The organism is Kitasatospora sp. NPDC056076 (assembly GCF_042266305.1).
GTDB lineage: Bacteria > Actinomycetota > Actinomycetes > Streptomycetales > Streptomycetaceae > Kitasatospora.
The window spans coordinates 1-24415 of sequence record NZ_JBHJWG010000008.1; the positions used below are offsets into that span (position 1 = coordinate 1).

Sequence of the window (24415 nt, forward strand, 5' to 3'; positions counted from 1 at the left end):
GGTCGGGACCAACTGGTCCCGACCCCCCGCCGATGACCGCCTCGGATGGCTTGTAGGCCAACCGAGCGCTCGGTTCTCGCGGCCGAAGGGTGATCGACTTCCGGCATCCCCGGATGCCGGGTCCTGGCTGCTTATGCTGGCTGTGCCGCTGGCTGGTGGGCCGGGTGCGACTTCCGCGCGCCCGTGAGCCTCCGTGTGGGCCCTGGTGCGTGACGCACCCAAAAGGGACATACAGTGGCAATCGGGACGGCTAGCGTCGAGATCTTCGCCGATACCACCCCGTTCTCCAAGGGCCTCGACGCGAAGATGACGGCCGCAGGCCTGCGCGCCGCGCGGGCCTTCGACCGCGGCTTCCAGGCCGGCGTCCGCGAGATGCGCGACGTGTCGGTCACCGTCGTCCCCGACACCGCCCGCTTCCGCACCGAACTGCAGGCGAAGCTCAAGGGCCTCGCCCCGGTCTCACTTCGCGTCACCCCCGACCTCACCGGCTTCCGTACCCAGCTCCAGGCCGACGTCAAGGCACTGCCGCCCGTCCAGGTCCGCGTCGAGCCCACCAACATCCCCACCTTCCGCGCCGCGTTGCAGCGCGAGATCCGGGCCCTGCCGGCGATTCAGGTCGCCGTCTCGCCGGACGTGTCGAAGTTCCGCTCCGAGATCGAAGCGGCCGGCGCCGGAGTGCGCGTCAACGTCCAGGTCAGCGCGAGCGGCGCCCGGCTGCGCAACGAACTCCAGCGGGACATCTCGGGGCTGCCGGCCGTGCGCGTCGGCGTCAGCGCGTCGGCACGGAACCTACGCAACGAGCTCCAGCGGAACATGCTGGCCGAGGCCGCAATCCAGGTCGACGTCTCGCCGCGCACCACCGGCTTCCACTCCGAGCTCCAGGCGCGGCTGGACGTGATGCGCCCGGTGCGCATCAACGTCGACCCGGACACCACCGGGTTCCGGCGCAAGCTCCAGGCGCAGACCGCCGGACTGCGGCCGGTGAGCGTCAAGGTCGAGCCGAACGTCGCCGGGTTCCGCGCGAAGCTCAACACGGAGCTGGCCGCGACGAAGGCCCGCGTCCAGGTCGTCGCCTCGAACCCGGCGTTCTTCCGCTCCGACCTCGAACGCAAGGTCAGAGCGCTCGGGCCGATCCGCATCCGCGTTATCGTCGACAACTCCTCGATCGCCGAGCAGCGCGCCAAGATCCAGGCGGAACTGGACGCGCGCCGCTACGACGTGCGCGTCAAACCGCAGGTCAGCGAACGCGACCGGGCCGGCCTCCAGCGGCAGATCGACCGCAGCCCGCTGGCGTTCCGGGTCTTCCCGTCGTTCGGCCGCGACAGCGAGCGGATCATCGAGTCACGGGGCGCCGGCTCGGGCCGCTCGTGGATCGCCGCGTTCGCGCGGGGCATCGTCGGCGGCGTCGGGCTCCTCGGGTCGGCGTTCGGGTCGATCAGCGCGGCCATCACCCGCTCGCTGCTGGTGATGACGAAGTTCGTGGCGATCGGCGCCGCGGTCGCCCTGCTGTCCGCGCAGCTGATCGAGCTGACCGGCCACGTCATCGCCCTGGCCGACTCCCTCGCCCCACTCGGCGGCCTGCTGGCCGGCCTGCCGTTCGCCGTCACAGCCGCGGCCGCGGTGTTCGGCACGCTGCTCCTGGCCGTGCGCGGCTTCGGCGCGGCCATCGGCAAGGGCCTGTCGGGCGACATGAAGGGCTTCGAGACAGCCCTGCAGAAACTGTCACCGGCCGCCCAGCAGGTCGCCCGGGACCTGGTCGGCGTCGGCGGACCGCTGCGGGACCTCCAGAGGGCCGTCCAGGACGCCTTCTTCCAGCCCCTCGTCGGCGCGTTCACGAACCTTTCCTCCACGATCGGCCCGCTGCGCGCCGGCATGGTCGCCCTGGCCACCGAGCTGGGCAAGGTCGCCGCGGCGGCGGTGCAGTTCTTCACCACCGCCGAGAACGGCCGGGCGCTCCAGACGTTCTTCCAGGCCCTGGCCCGCGAGGTCGCGTCCCTCGGGACGGCCGTGCAGCCGGTCCTGAACGGCCTGCGGGCAATGACGATCGGTCTGATCCCGTCGTTCGACCGTCTCGCTGCCTCGATCGCGAAGAACCTGACCCACTTCGGGAACTGGATGACCGCGATGGGCCAGTCCGGCCGGGCCGCGGCGTCCTTCGACCGGGCGATCGCCGTGATGGACCAGCTCGGCCGGATCACGCTCGGCCTGGTCCGCGCCTTCCACGCGGTCGGCTCGGCGGCGGACCAGGCGTTCGGCGGGATGCTCAACAACATCGAGCGCACCATCAACGGCTGGAACCAGTTCCTGCGCTCGGTGGAGGGCCAGCGCGCGATCCAGAACCTGGCCAAGGCCGTCGCCGACCTCGGCCGCGCCACCAGCCCGGTGTTCCAGGAGCTGGTCATCCAGGTCTCCCGCCTCGCGCTGGTCCTGGCGCAGGCCGCCGCAGTCGGCGCTAGCACCCTCACGCCGTTCCTCCGCTCGCTGGGGAACATGCTCGTCGGCCTCGGCCCGACGTTCAGCGCCGTCATGCTCGGCTTCGCGCAGGGCCTCGCCGCCCTGGAGCCCGCGTTCGTGCCCCTCGGGCAGGCCCTCGCCGCGCTCGGCACCGCCGTCGCGCAGATCCTCCCGATCTTCGGCCAGCTCGCCGGCAGCGTCTTCACCGCGCTGTCGGCCGCCGCGATCCGCCTGGCCCCGGTCCTCGTCCAGATCGTCAAGGGCTTCTCCGACCTGGTGGTCGCCGTCACGCCGCTGGTGCCGGCGCTGACCCGCATCGCCGTCGCCATCGGCGGCGGCCTGGCCACCGCGCTGGAACAGGTCGCCCGCGCCACCGGCCCCGTCGCGAACGGCATGGCGGCCATCCTCAGCTCCTCGGGCGGCGTCGGCGCGCAGCTCGGCACGCTCGGCCGGGAACTGACGCAGCTCGTGGTGGCCGCTCTCCAGCTCGCGGTGCCGCTGCTCCAGCTGTTCGTCGCCGTGCTCGGGGCCGTGCTGCCGGTCGTCAACGCGATCATCCCGCCGATCACGAAGCTCGTGCAGCTCATCGGCGGCGGCCTGCAGTCGGCGATGAACGCCGTGACGCCGCTCATCCGGAACTTCTCCACCGAGTGGAACAAGGCGATGGCCGGCTCGCCCGCGCAGACGATCGGCAAGGACACCGTCGCCGCGGTCGCGCCGATGTCGGACGCGTTCAAGTCCGTCACCGGATCGGTGGTGCAGTTCGGGCAGGCCGCCGGGCAGGTGTTCACGGCGGTCGGCGGCCTGTTGCCGCCGCTGATCGCGTTCTTCGCACAGGTCGCCGCCGTGGCGGCGCAGCTCGCGACGGCCGTGATCCCGCCGCTGACCGCGGCGTTCTCGAACTTCGCGAACTCGCTCGGCTCGGCGCTGCTGCCGGCGTTCAAGGCGCTGGTCCAGGTGGCGTTGCAGGTGGCGCTGCTGTTCACCGGGGTCCTGGTGGGCGCGCTGAACGCTCTGGCGCCGCTGATGGACCCGATCGGTCAGGCGATCGGTGCGCTGGCGAACGCGTTCACGACGCTGTGGACCGGCGCCGGATCGGTGATCGGCGAACTGTCCCGTCTGGGGCCCGTGCTCGCGCCGCTGGTCACCGCGTTCGGGCAGTTCGGAAGCGCGGTGCTCACCGGTGTCGGCAATGCCCTGGAGCAGATCGCCCCGCTGATCCCGTCGCTGGCCGGGGCGTTCGTCCAGCTCGGGCAGGCGGTCCTCGGCGCGCTCGGCGGCCTGGCGACCGCCGCGGCGCCGCTGGTCGCGCCGCTGGTGCAGGTGATCACGACCCTCGCGCAGGCGTTCACGCCGATCGTCACCGCGATCGGCACCGTCGCGCAGCAGCTCGTCGGAGCGCTGGGGCCGGCGGTCAGCTCCCTGATGCCGCTGTTCCAGCAGCTCGGGACCGGTATCGGGCAGGCCATCGGGTCGCTCGCGCCGCTCATCCAGCCGGTCATCCAGGGGTTCGTGGCGCTGGCCAACGCGGTCACGCCGCTGGTCGGGCCGCTCGCCCAGGTCGCCGCCACCCTGGCGACGGCGATCGGCGCCGCCCTGGCGCAGATCGTGGGACCGCTGACGAACTTCGTCTCGCTGCTGTCGACCGCGCTGATCCCCGTCATCAACGCCCTGAACCCGGTGATCACCCAGCTCGGCCAGCTCCTGGGGACGATCCTCGTCGCCGCGCTCCAGGTCCTCACTCCCTTCATCGCCCCGCTCGGCCAGATCATCACCGTGCTGGTCCAGGCATTCGGCACGCTCCTGGAGCCGATCAACCAGCTCGCGACGGCGTTCTCGGCAGCGCTGACCCCCGTCATGGCCGCGCTGACCCCGGTGATCGCGCAGGTCGCCACGTTGATCGTCGGCGTCGTCAACCAGCTCGCCCCCCTGGCCGCGCAGCTCGTCGCCGTGTTCCTGCCGATCATCCCGATCTTCGGTCAGCTCGCCGCCGCGATCGTGCCCGTGGTGGGGCAGCTTGCCACGGCGCTCGTGCCGATCTTCACGACGATCATCCAGATCGTCGGTCAGCTCGTCCTCGCGATCGCCCCGCTGATCACCACGCTCCTGGCTGCTCTGATGCCGACGATCATCACGATCGTCGGTGTGATCGGTCAGCTCGTCGTCGCCCTGGCCCCGGTCATCGAGCAGCTGCTGGTCGCCCTCATGCCGGCCCTGACGTCGATCGTCACCCTGATCGCCCAACTCGTCGCCGCGTTCGCGCCGCTGATCGAGCAGATCCTGGCCGCGCTGATGCCGATCTTCCCGCCGCTGATCGCCGTCATCATGCAGCTCCTGGGAGTCCTGACCCCGGTGATCGAGACCGTCGCCAACCTCATCGCCGCGATCGCCCCGCTGATCGGCCAGATCATCGGCGCCCTGATGCCGGTCTTCCCGCCGCTCATCTCCGCCTTCGCATCGATCGTCACCGCCACCACCCCGGTGATCTCGATCATCGGCAGCCTGATGACGATCGTCCTGTCCATCGCCGGCCCGATCATCTCCCTCGCCTCGCTGCTGGTCACCCTCGTGGCGAAGTTCCTGGCGTTCACCGTCGTGAACGCCGTCGTGCCGGTCCTCAACGCCGTCGCCGGCGCCATCCAGTGGGTGATCGAGAAGGTCTCCGACATCATCGGCTGGTTCACCGGCCTCGGTGCGAAGCTCATCGGCGGCATCGCGAACTTCGACACGATGCTCGGCAACGCCTTCACCAACGCCATGAACGCGGCGACCACCGCCGTCTCCAACGGCATCAACGCGATCGTGAACTGGTTCGGCGGCCTCTGGGGAAAGATCAGCAGCAAGATCTCCGGCATCGGCGACAAGATCTCCAGCGCCATCGGACTCGACAAGCTCGGCAGCCTCCTCGGCTTCGCCGAAGGCGGCATCATCACCCGGCCCATCGTCGGCCTTGTCGGCGAGGCCGGCCCCGAGGTGATCATCCCGCTCACCAAGCCCGGCCGCGCCGCCCAGCTCGCCCAGGAGTCCGGCCTCCTCCAGATCCTCGCCCGCCAGGGCGTCGGCGTGCCGGCGCAGCAGCAGGGCCAGGGCCCCACGGTCGGCCAGATGACCGTCGTCCTCCAGTCGAACGCGTCCGACGAAACCCTCCTCGCCCGGAAGTTCAGCGAGGACCTGATCTCCGCCCTCTCGGCGTCGGCGTAGGAGGAGCAGCACGTGGTCGCCCAGCAGCTCGACAACCAGGAGACCGGCAACCAGCTCGGCTGCCCGCAGCGGTACTCCGCCGCGGTGATGTGGCGTGGCGGCACGAAGACGTTCATCCCCGCCGCCGACATCGTGGACGCCGCCGAGTCGATCAGTTTCGACCGGCGCCTGAACGAGAGCAGCCACGCCGTTGTGAAGGTCAGCCGGATCCGCGCCCGGCGCGACTGCTGCGCCCTGCTGGGCCGCGTCGAGCCAGGCGTCCACGAGCTGATCGTCTACCGGGACCGGACGCCGGTGTGGTGCGGCCCCGTCACCATCGCCACCCAGACCGCCGACACGTTCACGATCGAGGCCCGTGACGTGTCCGCGTGGTTGGCCCGCCTGGTCAACACGGTGTCGCTGCCGTTCGGAATCCCGGACGGCGCGTTCTGGGACATCGCGCGCGTCGCCGAGTCCTGCATCCGCGGGAACCTCAACTTCGACCCGTACTCCAACCCCCACGACTACCCCAACATGCTGTCCTACCTGCTGACGTACGACACCGGGATCGCGTGGAACTCCGGCCGGCGCGACTCCTGGTACGTCTACGTCCTGGACATCATCAACAACCTGGCCTCCAAGGGCTTCGAGTGGACCGTCCTCAAACGCGCGATGATGATCCGGCCCGTCTCCAACACCACCGTGCTGCCCGGCCAGTACTGGAAGCAGCGACAGGCCACCCTCCAGGCCGACGACCTCGGCGGCGACGTCACGGTCAGCCGGAACTGGGACAGCATCGCCACCCGTGTCTTCGCCAGCGACCAGACCAACCAGTACAAGGGCATCGCCGTCACCTACGGCAGCGACTTCCCGGCCTACGGCCGGCTCGACACCCTCGTCACCGAGAACGTCAACCCCTCCGACCAGGACACCCCCAGAGAAGTCGCCATCCTCCGCGACCTCGCCGTCAACACCTACAACGGCCTCGTCCCGCCCCGCGTCTCCTTCACCGTGGGCACCAACGCCCGGCTACGCCCCCAGGCCCCCATCACCATGGAACGCCTCGTACCCGGGAACCGAGTCGACGTACTGTTCAACGACTACTGCCAGCCCATCAACCAGTCCATGAAGATCGTCATGGTCAGCGCCGCCTGGGATGGCAACAGTGAGACGGTCGGCGTTACCCTCGTACCGCTCCACTGATTCGAAACGACTTGCTGACCACGAATCATTGCTGGTCAGGAAGTACCCGTCCCGCACGCGCGGGTATCTGCTCGCTGGCGAACCCCGGTCTGCTCGAAATATCCGAACCCGTCCCGCACGCGCGGGTATCTGCTCGGCCGCAGCCTCACGATCACCGAGGCCCTCGCACCCGTCCCGCACGCGCGGGTATCTGCTCGACCTCGACATGTTCTGGCGCGCCTTCCAGATACCCGTCCCGCACGCGCGGGTATCTGCTGGAGATCGTTGAGGCCCTCCAGCTCCACCAGTGACCCGTCCCGCACGCGCGGGTATCTGCTCTGGTGCTCCAGGATTTGCCGAACAGTGGCCTACTCGTCCCGCACTCGCGGGATCTGCCCTCATTACCTGCTGGCCCGGTAGCACACGCGGCACCTGTCCTGCACGCGCGGGTATCTGGCCTCTTCACCCGCGTCATGGAACACCTCCATCGCACCCGTCCCGCACGTGCGGGATCTGCCAAGAGCGAGAAGCTGGGGTGAGCCGGGCCGAAGAGCCGTCCCGCAGGCGCGGGATCTGTCCGCAGATTGATGTTCGGGGATACTGCGAGGATCACCCGACCCGCACGCGCGGGATCTGGCCTCGCTTCGGAAGGTGTGGGTGGACGCCTTGGGATCGGTCCCGCAGGCGCGGGAATCTGCCCGTAGAGTCGACCTCTGATACCGGGGGGCCTGGGTGTCCCGCAGGTGCGGGATCTGCCTGTCTCCCGCATCCCCAGGGGCAGCGGCTTCGCACCTGTTCCGCAGGCGCGGAATCTGTCCTGGCTCGGTGCTTGGGGCCGAGTCAACACCCCGTCCATCCCGCACGCGCGGGGATCTATCCGATGGCTCCCTCCAGATCCGACCCGGCCGTGGAGTCGTCCCGCAGGCGCGGGAATCTGTCCTGGAAGCCGAGGGCATTGCCTATGGGGGCCTCCCCCCGTCCCGCAGGCGCGGGATCTGCCGCAGTGGCGATCGAACCGAGACCTCGACGCGCCACCCGTCCCGCAGGTGCGGGGATCTGTCCTTGCGCTGCTCCACGGAAGTGAGGATGCGCCAGTCCGTTCCCGCAGGCGCGGGAATCTCGACATGGGCGCGTCTGCGCCCGCTGTCCCGCGGACACGGACACTGGGGTCGGGACCAACTGGTCCCGACCCCGTGAAGGAGTCTCTGCGATGCCCATGTCCGCGGTTCCTGGGGCGCTGAGCGCTCTTCCTCCCGATCTCCAGCTCGTCGCCCGCCTGCGTGCCCTCAACGGCCGTCCCGTCGTCGTGCCTCCGAACGGCGCTCATCTCGTGGACATCGACTCGGGAGGCGCCCCGGCCGCGACCTACAGCGGCGCTACCGACACCTGGCATCCGGCGCCCGGCGGCACGGTGCCGGGCACGGACGCCGGCACCCCGTAGGCTGAAAGCACGCGCTGCTGGCAGGTAGGCCGGGCGCGCATGGTCATCGCTGGCTGGTGGGCCGGAGACACGACGCACTCGGTCGTGCCCGGAGGTCAGCGCGATGGTATTCACCGGCTGGAGTGCGTTCGCCGGCTCGGAGCTGATCAACGATCTCCGAGCGGTGACCTATTCGCGTAAGCACGGAATCCCCCTCCAGTGCGACCCGTGCCCGGGAATGCAGGCGGCGCTCGGAAACCCGGTCTACATCGCGCCGGACGTGGATGACGCCCCCTGGTTTGACCGGTCGCGCCCCGAATCGGCCCGCGTCCTCGGCTTCTACGGCCTGTCGATCGAGGGCATCGGGTCCGCGCCGTCCAGCCGTTCCACCACCTCGCTCATCACCGATGGCTCCCTGCTCGGGCCGCTGCGCTTCAAGCACCGCGAGATGCGCTTCAAGGTCCTCGTCGTCAGCCTGGACGACTGCGCCGCCTCCTACGCCCTCGAGTACCTCGCCGCGGCCCTCCACGGCACCGTGTGCGGCGACACCACCTGCACCGGCGACACGATGTGCGTGTGGTCGTGCTGCCCGGACTGCACGAGCGCGTCCACGGAGGCCCCCGGCACCCGGCAGCTGCGCACTCTGTACGACGTCGGGCTGATCGACGGCCCGCACGAGACCGACCGCTCGTACATGTACGGCCCCGGCGCGGGCGACCGCGGCTGTTCCGGGCCCGGCTGCAACCAGGAGAACCCGGTCTTCTCGAACGTCGAGTTCACGGTCGCGGCCGGCAAGCCGTGGCTGTTCCACCAGCCCGTCAGCTCGCCTGCCTCCGGCTGGGTGCCGCTCGCCAACGGGCAGCTCCTGACGAACTTCGACCCGGACGCCGTGCTGTCGCAGTGCCCGAAACCCGTGGACTGCACGCTCGACCCGAACTGCATCCTGCCGCCGCTGCCGCCGCTGCCGCCGCTGCCGGTGGACGACTGCTACCCGCGCGGCCCGATGACGGCCAGGCGCACCATGCTCACCATCCGGGCGCAGGAGGTCCCGGAGTGGCTGGAGTCGGTGCCGGTCGTCCAGCTGTTCACCGGCACCGACAAGCCCCTTCGGCGCCTGACGGTGCGGTTCTACGCCAACCCGATCGCCACGGACTGCTCGGCGTCGACACCCGACCCGTGCACGGCCTGCGCGGACATCAACATCGCGTACCTGCCACCGAACTCGAACGCGGTCATCGACGGACGTACCCAGCGCGCCAGCGTCGACTGCTCCGGCGGCCTCGGGCGCGTCAACCTCGTCGGGCCGCTCGGGGCGGCGTTCGAATGGCCCGTCTTCGCGTGCGGCTCCGGATGGTGCGTGGAGATCATCTCCTCCTCCGATCTCGGGACCGGCGCGCAGGTCCGTGTCCAGCTCGCGGCCCGTTCCGATGCCGCCTGACGTGAAGGAGCTCCAAGAGCGATGAGCCGTTGTGGATGCAGCGGGGCCTGCGCGTGCCTCATCGTGGGCGGTGACTCGGTCGACGTGACCGGCAACGGCTCCACGACGAGCCGCTACGTGCCGAACCTGAACTTCAACAAGGCCGGGTCGACGGCATGCCTGCGGATCATGCGGGACTGCATCCCGCGGACTGTCGGCGAAGGCCTGCGGTGGGTGCCACCGGTTCCCGACGACCCGACGAAGCCCGGCAAACTCGACCTCAAGATCTCCGGCGACCCCGGGAACCTGGTGAAGATCGGCACGGACGGCGGCCTGTTCGTGCCCACGGGCACACCGGCCGGCCTGTCCTGCACCCGCGACGTCACCAAGCTGACGCAGGGCACCGTGTGGGGCCGCACGGGCATCGGACCCGTCGAAGGCCCGTGGAACCTGCTCAAGTCGATGCGCATGGCGCAGGCGGCCGGCCTGGACGGGATCCTGATTGACCTGCACATCCTCGCGGACGGCACCGTGGTGTGCATCCCGGACACCACGTTCGCGAGCGGCTGGGTCTACTACGCCTGCATCCTCCAACCCGAGGACGCCCCGTGCAGCACCACGTACGGCTACCTGCCGTACCTGTCGTTCAAGTACGACGACATCAACGTGGAGCAATGGAAGAACCTCCTCATCACCACCCAGGACTGGTTCGACACCGGCGTCGCCAACCAATGGGGCGCCAACAGCCTGATGGAAGTCCTGGACGAGATGGGCGGCAAGATCTGCATCGCCCTGTCCCTGAGCGACGCGAACTTCCGCAACGCCGCGAACAAGGTGAGGCTGCGCCAGAACGTCCTGCGGGACATCCAGCGGACCTGCACCGAGAAGTCCGTCGTCGTCCTCGGCGTGAACTACCGCGACCTCGCGCCGTTCACCGCGGCCGGCATCCAGACCGGCATCAACGTCGGCTCCTTCGCCGACCTCGACAACAACCCGGCCGCCGCCGTCCAGGGCGCCGGCGTGCAGTGGGCGTTCCTGAACTGGCGCTACCGCAACCACCCCGAGTTCACGAAGTACCAGCCCGCCGGCATCAAGACGATGATGATCGCCGCCGGCCGCGACGCCCAGAAGCCCACCGTGACCGGGGCGCCGTACAACGCGTTCGGGATCTGCACCGACGACGGCCCGTACACCACCGGTCGCGGCCGCGCTCTGCGCCGGGACCTGTGGAAGTTCCGCGGCATGCCCGAAGGGCAGATCCACGCCGAGATCGATGCCCCGAACTACGCCCCCCGCGTACGGGGATTCCGCTGGGACGACCAGGGCGCCTGGGTGATGCCCCCCGCCGGCGCCGGCGTCACCGTCCGGCAGCTCACCCTCGGCTGGGCGACGCCGTTCCCCGCGGTGAACTTCGCCGCCGGCCAGAGCCTGCGCATCCAGTGGGAGCAGATGATGCAGCCCACCCAGAGCATCCCCGCCGCGTGCAGCCCCGCGGCGAACCTGCCTGGTCCCCCCGCCGGGTCCTCCTTCGGCATGTGCGTGCTGATGGATACCGACCAGCCCGCCACGGACCAGAGCTTCCCCGCGCTCAAGTACCCGCCGGTCGTCCCCGACCCAGGCCCCCCGTACGACCCCCCGACGTACTTCTCCTGCATGCAAGACACCAACGGGAACCTCACCATCACCGGCCGCTACAACAACGCTCCCACCGCCCCGGCCTCCGCAGTCGGCACCAACCCCGGCGCCACCAAGCCCCTCCAGGGCACCTGGCAGCTCTTCCAGATCCTCATCGACCAGAACGCCATCATCTTCCGCTCGGTCGCCGCGAACGGCTCCGACATCTCCCGGGCGACCCTCACCATCACCACCCCGCCGCCCGCGCAGATGCGCTCCAACTGGAACAGCCGCTACCTCGCGCTGCGCAAGAACAAGCCCAACAACTCCGCCGCCGACTTCTACGGCTGCTACCGCAACCTCGTCATCGACGTGATCTAGCCGCAGGAGGCTCCCCGTGGTCACCCCCGCCATGCCGTGCGGCTGCGCACAGACCTGCCAGTGCGGGATGAGCTCTGGTGTCGGCACCGCTGTGAGCGGCGTCGGCACCCAGACGCTGCCCTTCAAGGTCGGCCTGGACCTCTACGACCCCAACCCGGCGGTGAGTGCCTGCAACCAGTGGATCAGCTGCCTGACCGCCAACCTCGGACCGAGCCTGTACTGGGACCCCATCGCTTCGAAGATCAAGGTCAAGATCAGCCGGGATGCCGGGAACACCCTCAGCATCGACAACACGGGCCTGCTGTCCACCGGCGGCGGCTCCGCATGCCGGCGTACCGTCGCCTCCCTCCAGCCCGACACCAGTCCCTACGGCGGCCTCAACCACATCGTCTTCGGGGACCGTGGCGTCGGCATCAACACCTTCCCGCAGCAGCTCATGCGCGGCATCCGCGCGAGCGTCGACCTCGCCATGCAGGCCGTCTACCTCGTCGTGGACGGCCTCGTCGACGGCACCCCCGTCCTCTTCCCCTGCGGACGCATCCAGGACACCTGCACCGGCGGCGGCTACTACACCGTGTACAGCGCGGCGAAGATGGACTTCTCCGACATGGACATCTCCCCCACGTCGAACATGTACATCAACGCCTACATCTGGTACCGCAGCTTCCACAACTGGGGCTGGTACGGCGCGGGCGAGGCTGGCCTTCCCAACACGGGCCCGATGGGCGGCAACGCCGTCGGTATCGACCAGATCGGCTTCGACACCGTCTCCCAGGTCCTCAACGAGGTGGGACACCAGCTCGTCTTCGCGTTCCTCCTCTCCACCCGCACCACGGGGCGCCCCGAGGTCGGAAACGCCCTTGTGTCGACGATCATCCAGAACTGCGCGCAGCAGGCCAGCATCGTCATCGCCTACGACCCCCAGGACACCGTCGTCGCCTCACAGAACGGCATCCAGACCGGCATCCAGGTTGCCGGAACCGATCCGCTGCTTGCCCACACCCCGCAGCAGCTCAAGGACTTCGGCATCAGCTGGATCTTCGCCGACAAGACCACGTCCGACACGGCGCTGGCACCGTACAAGCAGGCCGGCTTCAACATCGTCCTCACCGGAGGTATCGCTCGGCGCGCGTTCCAGGCCCGCGGCAACCAGTACCGCGGCGTCGTGTGCGTCGATTCCTCGTACTACCTCGGGCGCGTCGCCTCCCCCCACGCCTACGACCTGTGGGCGTTCGGCAACTACACCAGCGGCCAGCTCCACACCGTCGCGGAGGACAACCCGTTCAACGCCGTCGCCCGTGGCTCCGCGTTCATCGACTTCGGCTACGACCCGTGCGTCAAGCCCCTCACCACCGCCCAGTTCGTCGGCTGGACACCGGACACCCAGTTCGAGCCGTCGCTGACCACCGGCGCCAACCTCATCACCACCGTCCTCGGCTGGGGCTGCCCGCTGCCCCAGCCGACGTCCTACTCCATCGCGTGGTCGCACCGCTTCAACCAGATGCCCAGGACGCTGGACCCGCAGCAGAACGGCCTCGGGATGCTCATCGCCCTGGCCGACGACAGCGACGTACGCGACGGCGCCGTACCCGCGAACTACTACTGGCTGCACCAGACCGGCGCCGGCGAGCTGGTCGTCACGCGCCGGGCGAACAACACCGACACGACGTTCTCCGGCGGCACCACCGGCAACGCGGCAGCCAACACCTGGTACCACTTCCGCGTCACCGTCTCCCCGACACAGGTCCTCCTGGAGCGCTTCAACAAGCCCGCGACGTCGCGCAACTTCCGCGCCCCCCAGCCGCCGGTCCTCCAGCAGTCCGTCACCGTCACCGCTGGCGAACCCGGGCCCCGCGGCGCCTACGTCGCCATCCACAAGCACCAGGACGGCGCGGGCGACCGCTTCGGCGGCTCCTGGGCCAACTACGAGTACCTGTCGATCTGAGAAGGGAACCACCGCCATGGGACGCTGCGGCTGCGCAGACAAGTGCGGGTGCTTCCTCGTACCCGGCAACGACGGGATCACCATCACCGGATCCGGAACGGTCGACGACCCGTACGTCATCAACACAGGCCTCACCAACTGGGGTTCGGCCTGCGACGACTCCGGGAACTGCTGGCTCGCCTACATCGGCCCCGGCACCGGCCTGACGACCCGCACCAGCACCACCCCCGTCAAAGGCAAGGCGCTGCCGTCCACCGACCCCACGAACACCCTCCAGATCGGGGGCGACGGCGGCCTGTTCAAGCCCTCCGGCACCAGCCCCGTGCCGGCCCCCGAGTGCACCACCAACATCGCCCGCATGCCGCAGAACCACCTCGTCATCGGACGCAGCGGCTACGGAGAGAACGTGATGCCGTGGAACATGGGCAAGTCCGTGCGCGCCGCGGTCGCCTCGCGCCTGGACGCCGTGCACCTGGACGTGTCGGGGCTGGCGGACTACACCAGCGTCCTCGCGCCCTACCCGTACTTCGGGACCAAGGCGGACTCGACGACGATCACGCGGCCGGCGTGGAACGGCGGCAAGGTCGCGATCCCGGGTGACAGCACCGCCTGGACATCGCCCATGGCGGTCGACATCTCCAGCTTCACCTACGAGCAGCTGGGGGTGCCGCAGTGGAAGCAGCTGATCGTCACCAAGGACGGCATCCAGGGCGAGCGTGACGACTGGCCGTCCTGGTTCGGGGGCGCCGAGTTCCTCCAGGCCGGCGCTGACACGGTGACGGAGGTGCTGAACGAGGTCGCCGGGCGCATCAACATCTTCTACCGCCTCCCGAGGAACTGGTGGGCGAAGTCGACGGCCGCGAACGCGGTCGCCACGATGCCGCTCACGCAGCTGAACCAGACCTTCGCGAAGGCCGCAGTGGGACTGCGGGCCACGCTTCTGCGGCACTGCGTCACCCAGTCCTCCGTCATCATCGCCAACGGGCAGTACCAGGACGTCACCACCGCGACCCTGGCCGGCGAGGCCGCCGGGAGCACCGACTTCAAGGCCGCCGGGTTCGAGCTCGGCGTGTGGCTGGAGTACGACGAAGACCTGGTCTACAACCGGCCCGCGGACCTTGTGAGCGCCGGCATCAAGTGGGTGTTCCTGAACGTCTACGCGCAGGTGGGCGGCACCACGGCGGGCGCGTACGGGCAGGCCGCCGCCGAGTACGTGGCGGCCGGCCTCCAGGTCGTCTACCTGAACCTCGACCGGCGCGTGAACAAGCCCACCGAGGACACCTACAAGGTGCGCGGGGTCTGCTGCACCGACCCGATGTACTACGCGCAGCGCATCCCCCCGCGCCAGAAGGACACCTGGCCGATTAGCATCGGCGGCGCGGGCGGCAGTGTCTCCTACATGTCCGGGCAGCTCCACGACGGCGTCACCGGCTACCGCTACCGGCCGCTCACGGTGCGCGGCGTTGGCACCCGGGCCGACAACGGGCTCTTCGACGGCGGTTGGCAGCTCCCGTTCACCGGCCGCAACTCGGCCGGAGGGTGGTCCTCGTCGAACATCGTCCTCGGATGGGCCTGCCCGATCCCGGACCCCCGCAACTGGATGATGACGTGGTGGCAGCGCTACGACCAGTTCTCGGACGCCAACGACTACTCCCACGGCGGCGTCATGTTCGGGCTGATGGACGACGCGCGGATCCGCGACGACCTGACGAACCCGCTGCCGCAGAACGTCCTGTATGCGATCTTCAACCAGCGCGGCGACCTGTGGTTCAACGGCTACGCCAACGGCCAGCTCATCCCGGAGAACTCGACGCCCTCCCGGCAGCGTCCCGTCCTGCGCCGGTGGTACAAGTTCAAGCTCGTCGTCACGCCGACCACCGCCATCCTGTACCAGTACGACACGAGCATCCCGGGCCCGACACCGATCTACCTGAACCAGCTCACCTGGAACGACGGCGGCCAGGCCCGCGGCCCTTACATTGCCCTGAACCAGAACGGCCTGCCAGGCCTGTCGGCCTCGCCGATCGTGTCGTTCAAGCAGATCCGCATCAACCAGGGCGACGGGAACCCCTGGTACGAGTGATCCCCGCGCCTGCGGGGCTGGTTCGCGCCGACAGCCCACGCGGGAGTGCATCGAGCGGCGATCGCGGCGCAGTGCCGCTTCCGGACGACGATCCTACCGGCATGCGCAGGGGTCGGGACCAACTGGTCCCGACCCCTGATCGGTGCGCCAGGAGCGGTCACGGCGCGGGCTCCGGCCACGCCGGCCGGTAGTGGTAGTTGTACGTCGAGGTGGCGATGTCGTAGTCGACGTCGATCCCGAGGTCGAGGCGCTTGATGTTGGTCCAGGTGCCGTTCAGCAGGTACTTCTCCGACGTCAGGCAGGCCGGGAAGTCCCGGGAGTACACGGCCGGGCGCTGCTTGGCGGTGCCCGCGCCGTAGTTGGTGTCGGAGATCCCCCATGCGTCGAGGCCCCATACCATGCCGAGCATCTCCTGCATGCGCTCGTACTTCTGGGTCTGGGCCTCGGTGAAGTCGGCGTACTTCACCATGCCGACCGCGATCATCTTCGTCCCGTACTGCTTGCGGTAGGTGACGGACTTGTCGCCCTTGTCCTTGGTGGCGGCCATGCCGGCGTAGCCGTCCTTGCCGCCCGAGGTGCCGCCGGTCCAGGAGTCGGTGTTCACCACCCAGCTCTCCAGCAGGTAGTAGTCCTGGGGGCCGAGCAGCGGGGCGAGGCCGGTGGGGTTGCCGGTGCCGGCGGCGGAGGAGAACGCGTCGTCGATGTTCCAGGTGTTCATGACGCCGCCCATGGCCTTGGAGCGGGCGTAGGCGAGCGAGTCGTTCTGGCGCTGGCGGGTGCAGCCGTAGTCGTATCCGGCGCGGTCGAAGAAGACGTCGTGGGCGCCGGCGGTCTTCCACTGGTCGATGTGCAGCTGGATCTGGGCCATAGTCGGCGCCGGGTCCGGCGGCGGGTTCACGCCGATGTCCACGTAGCCGATGACGCGCAGCTGCGGGTTGATGCGCCGCATGATCCCGATGATCGCGACGGTGGACGCGTAGTACTGGTGCGACGGGTCGGCGAGGCCCTGGCCGAAGACCACGTAGTCGAACGTGGCGAAGACCTGCGCGGCGAGGTCGTTGTCGAAGTAGCCGTTCACGGCCTGCGGGATCCCGTAGTAGATGCACAGCTTGTGCGGCGGCTGCCGGTTCCATCCGACACGGCACGGCGCGGTGGCGGCGGTGGCCGCGGCGGCGCCGGCGCTGGCGGCCTGCACGGTGAAGGTGCGCGGGCCCGTGGAGTCGTCGGCGCAGGGCTGCCCGTCCTCGCAGGGTGTGGCAGTGGCCATGGGGGTCCTCCCGAGTCGGCGGCGCGGTGACGTGCTTCTCTCCCATGGTGTGTGCGCAGCGCGGCAGGGACGGCGCTGTGGTCACCCGTGTGGCGGTCCATGCCGGGGGCGCTGCGCCGTGCCGCCGTGGTCGAACAAGGCCTTGCTTTCAGGGGTTGGCGCAGGCGGCGACTTATGCTGAGAGCGCTGCTGGCTGGTGGGCCGGGCATGTGCTTGCGCATGCCCTGGGAGGCTCACGGTGACCTGCGGATGCTGGGGCCGTAGCGGCGGTTCGGGCGGCGACTGCCAGTGCTCGATCTCCGCCGGTCCCGGCGTTGAGGTCACCGGCGGCGGTGCGACGTGGACGGTCGGGGTCAAGAAGGACCCGATCGGTGACAACGCGTTGGAGATCGGCCCCCGGGGCCTCAAGGTCACCCCGACGCCGGGACCGCCCGGACCGCCCGGCAAGGACGGAGCCGCCGGACCGCCCGGCAAGGACGGCAAGGACTCGACAGTGCCGGGGCCGCCCGGCCCCGCGGGCAAGGACGGCACGTTCACGGCGGCCAACGTCGGCGACGGCCTGGCCTTCCGCGACGGCAAGGCCGTGGCCAACGCGGCCCCCTGCGCCCCGGTCGCCAAGCACGTCACGGTGTTCTTCGAAGCGAACCGCAAGGACAACGGCACCGCGGTGCGCGCCGGCCTCAGCAACTGGGACCAGTTCCCGAACCCGAGGGGCTTCACCATCGAGGTCCAGGTCGACAACGGCCCGTGGATGAACGTCCCGGAGCAGGCAGGGACGGCCGAACTCGCCTCATGGCCCACCCCGTGCCAGCGGACTGTGAGAATCCGGGCCCGCATCGTCGACTACCCGAACACCGACGTACGCGGGCAGCTCGCCGTCGACGACCAGTGCCAGGCCAACCCCGTGAACCTGCCGGACATGATCCTGTGCACCCCCAACGCGCTCAAGATCGGCCCCGAAGGCCTCTACGTCGACCCGGACCAGCTCCCCCTGGGACCGCCCGGCCCCCGGGGCCCTGCCGGCCCGATGGGACTGCCGGGACCGCGCGGCGACACCGGCCCGCAGGGCAAGCCGGGAAACCTGGCCGACGCCTACAAGGGGTCCTGGGACGACACGGCGACCTACAACATCGGCGACGTCGTCACCTCGACGACGGGCCTCTACCTGGCGCGCTGCGACAACGTGAAGTCACTGCCCTCCGCCAGCGACCCGTGCTGGGACCGCCTGCTCAAGAACTGCTGCCCCTCGGACTGCATCCCGGAGATCAGTGCGCTGACAGCCACCGTGAACGGGTCCGCGATCGATCTTGCCTGGCACCTGAACGACATCAGCGGCGTCTCCGGCTACGACATCTACCGGCGCGAGTCCAGCCCCGGCGTCTTCGTGAAGATCGGCTCGGCGCCGGTGAGCACCGACGCCACGTTCAAGGACGTCGGGCCGCTCACCCCGGACACGCTCTACACCTACCGGGTCGTCGCGATCGGCACCGGCCCCTGCGAAGGCCAGCGCGAGGTCTCCAACCTCGTCACCGCCCGCGCACTCGCACCCCTGGCGAAGCCGGACGCCAAAGCCACCGTCACCGGGGCGAACGCCTTCAACATTGAATGGCAGCCGATGCGCGACGTCGACTACTACGAGATCACCGTGACCGACCCGGGCGGCGCCGTCGTGTTCCACGAGAAATTGGGGCCCTCCGAGGCCGACGTGTACCCGCGCCCGCTGCTGCCGACCACCCAGTACAAGGCAACGCTGATTGCCGGCCGCAACAACGGCGCCACGAGCCCGCCGGCCGAGTTCACGCTGACCACGCTCAAGGTCCTCGACCCTCCGACGAACCTCCAGTTCTGGTACCACAAGCCGACCTTCGGCGCGATCGGCATCCAGTGGGACTACGACGCGGCCAACAACGAGCGCCTGTACGGCTTCCACGTCCGGGAGATCCTCAAGGATGGCTCGGCCGGGACGGTGCACAACTACCCGCCCGACGAACGAGGCACCGACATGATCAACTACGACGTGTCCCACCCCATCGCGCGCCTGCTCGTGGAAGCCTTCCGCCTCTCCCCGGCCCCCGACGACCCCGAGGTATCCGAGCGCAGCGCCTCAGCGTCCATCGAGGTCTGACCCGGCCTTCCCCGACAAGGAGACGAAACGATGTGTGGATGCTGGGGCCGCGGAGGTGGCGGAGGCGGGGACTGCACCTGCTCGATCACCGGATCGGACGGGGTCGAGGTCACCCCTACCGGCAAGCCGGGCGGCTACACGATCAAGGGCAAGCCCTCGGAGCTGATCTCCAAGGACAGCCCGAACGCCCTGGTGATCGGCGGCGACGGGAAGCTGTTCGTCAAGCCCGGCGCCGTGGACTGCGCCGCGGTGGTCGCGTGCGTGACCGGCGCGGCCGACATGTTCACCTGCGGCCTGGTCGCCGACGCCCAGGCCAGGACCCTCGGCGTGCGACTGGCACCGGACGGCGGGATCACCTGCGACCCGAAGACCGGCCTCAAGCTGTTCCTCGACCCGGCGGCCGGCAACCTGCTCACCACCACCACCAAGGGCGCGGCCGTCACCTGCGCCAGCATCGTCACCTGCGTCGGCCAGAACCTCGGCCAGGGCCTGGACATCACCGGCGGCAAGATCGTGGTCAAACGCGACCCGGCCACCGGCAACGCCCTCACGGTCGGGCCCAACGGACTCCTCGTCAAGCCGACCGACCTGATCTCCACCGACACACCGAACCTGATCACCACCGGCGGCGACGGCAAGCTCAAGGTCGGCTGCACCGACGTCGTGGCCTGCGTCACCGGCACCGCCGGCCTCTTCGGCTGCGGCTTCGCCATCGACGCCCAGACCAAGACCATCTCGCTGCGCACCGACCCCAACGGCGGCCTCACCTGCAAGCCGGACGCCGGAGTCGGAATCCAGCTGGACACCACCGTCGCGCAGATCCTCAAGGTGGGCCCCAACGGAGCGTCGGTGACGTGCCCCGACGTCATGTGGTGCGTGCTGAACAACCTGGAGACGGACGGCGGCCTGGAGGGCGGCAAGAACGCCAAGCTCCAGGTCAAGATCGACGCCGCCGCAGGCAACCTCCTCAAGAAGGGCACCGGCGGCCTCGCGGTCGCCTGCACGGACGTCGTCGACTGCTTCGGCAACAACGGCATCGACACCACCGACACCGGGCTGCCGCGCCTCGAGTTCGACCCCGTCACCCACAAGCTCAAGATCAAGCGCGCCGAGACCACCGGCCCCGTCTCCCTGTTCCGGACCACCGGCGGCACCGGCGGCACCGAGGGCGGCGCACTGTTGCGCGCCGCCCCCGCCTCGCCGCAGGCCCTGGACTACGCGCTGACCAACGGCATCAACGTGGTCATCGGCTCCGTGATCGGCACGACCGACAACGACCCGGCGTGGGTGCCGTGGCGCATCTCCTACGTCGAGCCGTGGCACTCCACCGGCTCGACCACCCCGACCCCCCAGGACAAGGTGTCCACGGCGAACTGGAAGGCGTGGACGAGCCGCGCCGGCGACCTGGCGCAGCCGCGCCCCGGCGAGAGCGCGTTCAAGCCGGACGGCGGCTGGTACGGGTACCGGGAGAAGTCCTACAACGGCCTGCTGCTGGGCGACGTCTACGAGCGGCTGCGCAGCGGGGCGAGCAACGTGCTCGTGGCCGAGGTGGGTGATGCGCGGGCGGTGGACGCGGTGATGAACCTGCTGGCCACGGGCCCGCTGCCGTACCGGGCGATGACGATCGTGGCGTGCGAGACGCGGGACCTGGTGGAGCGGGCCGCGGCGAAGGACCGGGACATCGAACTGGCGATGATCGTCCACGTCGGCGAGGAGGACATCAAGACGCCGACCGCGGCGATCCAGGCCGGCGCGAGCTGGGCGCTGCTGGACTACCAGGTGTCCAACGACGCGTTCCTCGCGTTCAAGGCGGCGGGTCTGACGGTCATGTCCTACGGCGGTTCGCGGCAGGTGCACTTCGACCGGCTCCAGTCGCTGGGCATCAAGCACCACGTCAGCCACGACCCGATCTACTTCTCGCGGCAGGAGAGCCTGTACCGCAGGCTCCAGGACACCTGGGACACGAAGAGGCCGCTGCCGGGCGAGCTGACGGCGTGGACCGACCACGGGCTGCACGTCCACTCCAAGGAGCCCGGCGCGTACCCGTGGGACGTGCGCGGCTGCTACGACTGGAGCCCCGGCCGCCTGCTGACGCAGGGTTTCGTGGACGCGGAGCCGGCGCGGGTGTCCCTGCTGGCCGGCTGGATGTGCCCGCTGCCGAACCCAACGAACTACCTGATCTCGGCGACGTTCAGCCATGACCACCCGCTGGAGGACGACGACGACCGCATCGGCCTGTGGTTCGGGTGCGACGACGACGGCTTCGACCGCGAGACCGGGTACATCGCGACGTACGCGCCGTCCAACGGCCGCCTGTTCCTGCGCTCCCTCGGCGACGGCGGAACCTCGATCGACGGTCCCGGTCTGCGGGCCCCCGCGATCGGTGAGCAGGTCATCATCCAGGTCACCGTCGACCCGAAGACGGTCAGGATCCAGCAGTTCTACGCCGGTGGCGCGGCCTCTGCGCCGCTCGTTCTCGCCGATGCGACGAAGCGCGGCCCCTACGTCGCCATCGTGCTGGAGAACGTGGCCACGGCGACGAGCGTGCGCGCCCACTCCCTCGCCCTCTACCCGCCGATGCCGACGACCTCCGCCGATGGCCTGCCCGTGGGCGTCCCCCCGAAGAGCGACCGGCCGGTGGTGGTCCGGCAGGTGGCGCCCGCGGTGCCGACGAGCACCAGGGGGCACCGGGCGAATCCTCCGCTGACCCGCTACCAGCAGGTCGCCGAACGTCCCGTGAACTAAAGGAGCGCACGACGATGGCCGACCCCATCCCGGTTCCCGTCCTGTCCGGGACCGCCACCGACTGGAACAGCGTGACGCTGGACTGGACCTACGACGGTCCGGACGCGACGTTCACGATCTCCCGCTACTCCTCCGTCACGAACACGACCGTCACCGCCGCCTCCGGCCTCGCCTCGGCGACGCGCACCTACACCGAGACGGATCTTCCCGAGATCCGCGAGGCGGTGCTCAAGTACCGCATCAAGGCGGTGGCCGGCGGCGCCGAGTCGGACTGGTCGAACGAGGTCACGGTCGTCACCCCGCAGCGGCAGCTGCCTCTGCCCACCGGGCTGCGCGCCACCGCGACGACGTCGACCACCGTCTCCCTGGCGTGGACGTACGTGTCGGACGCGCGCATCGGCCGCGTGATGATCCAGGTGGAGAAGACCGGCGACAACGGCGAGAAGTACTGGGACGACGTCCAGGGCTCCTACTTTCCCGAGCAGTTCCAGGCGTTCACCGTCACCGGACTGCAACCGGCGACGACGTACCGCTACCGGCTCCAGGTGCGTACCCGCGGAGGCGAGGTCATCCGCGAGGCCACCGTTCCGGTCGAGGCGACGACGAAGGCAACCGTTCCGGCCCAGGTCACCAACCTGACCGCCACGAACGTGACCTACACCTCGGCGCGCCTGGTGTGGGAGTACACCGCAGGGGACGTGGCAGCCGCCAAGTTCAACATCTACCGGGCCACCGACCCGATCGCCGGGTACACCTTGGAAGCGAGCCTCCAGGGCGACAAGCGCCTGTACAACGACGTGCTGCTCGTGCCGTCGACGCTCTACCACTACCGGGTGACGTCGGTCGCGGCGGACGGCTCGGAGTCCAACCCCGTCGAGGTGGCGCTCACCACGGGCACCCTCTACACGCCGGCCATCGTCGTGCAGAGCACGACGTCCTCGACGGCCGTGATCGGCTGGCACGCGGTTCCCGACGCGGAAGGCTACGAGCTCCAGCGGCGCCTGCCCAACGATGCCGCCTGGAAGGACGTCGGCCCTCAGATCCCCGGCACCGACACCAGCTACACCGACTCCGGGCTCACGGAGATGACGGAGTACCGGTACCGGATGCGCGTCGTGGCCGGCGCCTACTTCTCGGACTGGAGCGAAGAGGTCGCCGCGATCACCACCAGCGCGCTGAAAGCCCCGGCGCTCACCGCCACCGCCCGGTCGGCGACCGAGGTGTTCCTGGAGTGGACGGGCGACGCGGCCCCGGACTCCTTCATGATCGAGAAGTCGACCGACCAGGGCAGCTCGTGGGCGCCGCTGGCCACCGTCCCCGGGGCCACCACGCGGTACACCGACGACCAGGGCAACGCGCCGGGCAACCGCCGCTGGTACCGGGTCCGGGAGCACCGCGGCACCGAGAACTCGCCCTGGTCGAACGTCGCCGACGTCACCCTCTGGTACGGGGTCCCGGCGCCGGACGCGTCCATCACGCAGCCCACCGGGAACTCCGCGAAGATCACGTGGACCTGGCCCGACCCGGACAGCCGCTACCCGGTGCTTTCCTGGATCGTGGAACGGCGCACCGGCACCGGCGCCTGGGGCGTGGTGGGCAACCCCGACAACCCGCCGTTCGAGCAGACCGGACTGGACGCCGGGGTGACGTACACCTACCGGGTCACCGCGGTGCTGGCCGGCGGTGTCCGGTCGCCGGCCTCGCAGGAGCTGACGATCACCACCCGCTCCAGCATCGTCGCGCCGGTGCTCACCGCGGTGCCCCAGGCGTCGACCTCCATCAAGGTCTCCTGGACGGGCGAGCCCACCGGGGCGACGTCCCTGGAACTGCAGCGCAGCGCCGATGGCGGCAAGACCTGGGTCACCATCGGGGGCGCGATGGTGAAGCCCAAGAGTTCCCCGTACTTCGACAACAACCTGACGCCGGCCACGACCTACCAGTACCGGATGCGGGCGACGGTGGGCCCGGACACGAGCGACTGGTCGAACATCGCGACGGCGACCACCGCCAAGGGCCGGCCGACGCCGGTGCTCACGGTCACCGCGGTGAACGGGTCGACGGCGCGGCTCGCCTGGACGTGGGACGACCCCGAAGGCCGCTACCCCATCCAGTACTTCGTGGCTGAGGAGCGCCAGGGCAGCGATCCGTTCGTGCCGATCGGCTCGCACGGGCCCACGGTGCGTACGGCGGACCGGATCGGGCTGACGCCGGGGGCGACGTACGACTTCCGGATCTCGGCGACGCTCACCACGGGCGTCACGGTGGTGTCGAACGTCTTCACGATCACGATGCCGGCCAGGTGACCGGGGTGCTCGTGCGGATGGAGATGCTGGTGGCGCCGCTGCTGGACGGCGAGCCGGACGGGGAAGGCCTCTACCTGGAGTGGGAGGCGGTACCGGACGCGGCCGGGTACCGGCTGGAGCGCCAGGCAGGTGACGGGCCGTGGGCGCTGATCGCCGACGACTTCCCGCCGGGCTGCTGCTGGTTCGCGGAGGAGGAGCCGCCCGAGGGCGTGACGCACGCCTACCGGGTGGCGGCGCTGGCGGCTGGCGGGGCCCGGTCGCCGTGGAGCGAGGTGTTCTGGATCGAGGGTTGAGTGCAG

General features: G+C 69.7%; 12 protein-coding genes and 1 CRISPR repeat array. Of the genes, 11 read left to right on the top strand and 1 reads right to left on the bottom strand.

Going from position 1 to position 24415, the window contains the following annotated elements; translation table 11 throughout:
• Positions 1-234 precede the first annotated feature (234 nt).
• The 7 genes from ACFC1T_RS08665 to ACFC1T_RS08695 all read left to right on the top strand — a co-directional run bounded on the left by ACFC1T_RS08665 (position 235) and on the right by ACFC1T_RS08695 (position 15676).
• Complete coding sequence (locus ACFC1T_RS08665) at positions 235-5655, top strand: hypothetical protein (RefSeq protein ID WP_375885326.1); 5421 nt, start codon at positions 235-237, stop codon at positions 5653-5655.
• 12 nt (positions 5656-5667) lie between these two features.
• A complete protein-coding gene (locus ACFC1T_RS08670) occupies positions 5668-6837 on the top strand; it encodes a hypothetical protein (protein WP_375885329.1) in 1170 nt (389 codons plus the stop codon).
• Positions 6838-6881: 44 nt separating this feature from the next.
• Positions 6882-7633: direct repeats of the CRISPR family, unit length 29 nt; unit sequence ACCCGTCCCGCACGCGCGGGTATCTGCTC.
• Positions 7634-8026: 393 nt separating this feature from the next.
• Positions 8027-8257 (top strand): hypothetical protein, encoded by a 231-nt coding sequence (locus ACFC1T_RS08675; protein ID WP_375885332.1) that lies wholly within the window; start codon positions 8027-8029, stop codon positions 8255-8257.
• A gap of 259 nt (positions 8258-8516) precedes the next feature.
• The gene (locus ACFC1T_RS08680; protein ID WP_375885334.1) at positions 8517-9674 is read left to right on the top strand and encodes a hypothetical protein; all 1158 of its coding nucleotides are present in this window, start codon (positions 8517-8519) and stop codon (positions 9672-9674) included.
• A gap of 21 nt (positions 9675-9695) precedes the next feature.
• Positions 9696-11648 carry a hypothetical protein gene (locus tag ACFC1T_RS08685; protein ID WP_375885336.1) on the top strand — a complete coding sequence of 651 codons (1953 nt, stop codon included), beginning with the start codon at positions 9696-9698 and terminating at the stop codon, positions 11646-11648.
• 16 nt (positions 11649-11664) lie between these two features.
• The gene (locus tag ACFC1T_RS08690; protein WP_375885339.1) at positions 11665-13593 is read left to right on the top strand and encodes a hypothetical protein; all 1929 of its coding nucleotides are present in this window, start codon (positions 11665-11667) and stop codon (positions 13591-13593) included.
• A gap of 16 nt (positions 13594-13609) precedes the next feature.
• Positions 13610-15676, top strand: coding sequence for a hypothetical protein (locus tag ACFC1T_RS08695; protein WP_375885342.1), 2067 nt, complete (start codon positions 13610-13612; stop codon positions 15674-15676).
• Positions 15677-15833: 157 nt separating this feature from the next.
• On the opposite strand, the gene ACFC1T_RS08700 is transcribed toward ACFC1T_RS08695, so the two are convergent.
• On the bottom strand, positions 15834-16943 hold the full coding sequence (locus ACFC1T_RS08700; RefSeq protein ID WP_375885344.1) for a hypothetical protein: 1110 nt from the start codon (positions 16941-16943) through the stop codon (positions 15834-15836).
• Between the two features lie 238 nt (positions 16944-17181).
• Here ACFC1T_RS08700 and ACFC1T_RS08705 point away from each other — a divergent pair, with 238 nt between their 5' ends.
• From ACFC1T_RS08705 to ACFC1T_RS08720, 4 genes are read left to right on the top strand one after another with little or no spacing between them, the layout of a single operon-like run.
• The gene (locus ACFC1T_RS08705) at positions 17182-19068 is read left to right on the top strand and encodes a hypothetical protein (RefSeq protein WP_375885346.1); all 1887 of its coding nucleotides are present in this window, start codon (positions 17182-17184) and stop codon (positions 19066-19068) included.
• Positions 19069-19098: 30 nt separating this feature from the next.
• Positions 19099-21813 carry a hypothetical protein gene (locus ACFC1T_RS08710; protein ID WP_375885349.1) on the top strand — a complete coding sequence of 905 codons (2715 nt, stop codon included), beginning with the start codon at positions 19099-19101 and terminating at the stop codon, positions 21811-21813.
• A gap of 14 nt (positions 21814-21827) precedes the next feature.
• The gene (locus tag ACFC1T_RS08715) at positions 21828-24116 is read left to right on the top strand and encodes a fibronectin type III domain-containing protein (RefSeq protein ID WP_375885351.1); all 2289 of its coding nucleotides are present in this window, start codon (positions 21828-21830) and stop codon (positions 24114-24116) included.
• Complete coding sequence (locus ACFC1T_RS08720) at positions 24113-24409, top strand: hypothetical protein (RefSeq protein ID WP_375885352.1); 297 nt, start codon at positions 24113-24115, stop codon at positions 24407-24409. Before ACFC1T_RS08715 ends, ACFC1T_RS08720 begins: the two co-directional genes overlap by 4 nt.
• The last annotated feature ends 6 nt before the right edge of the window (positions 24410-24415 follow it).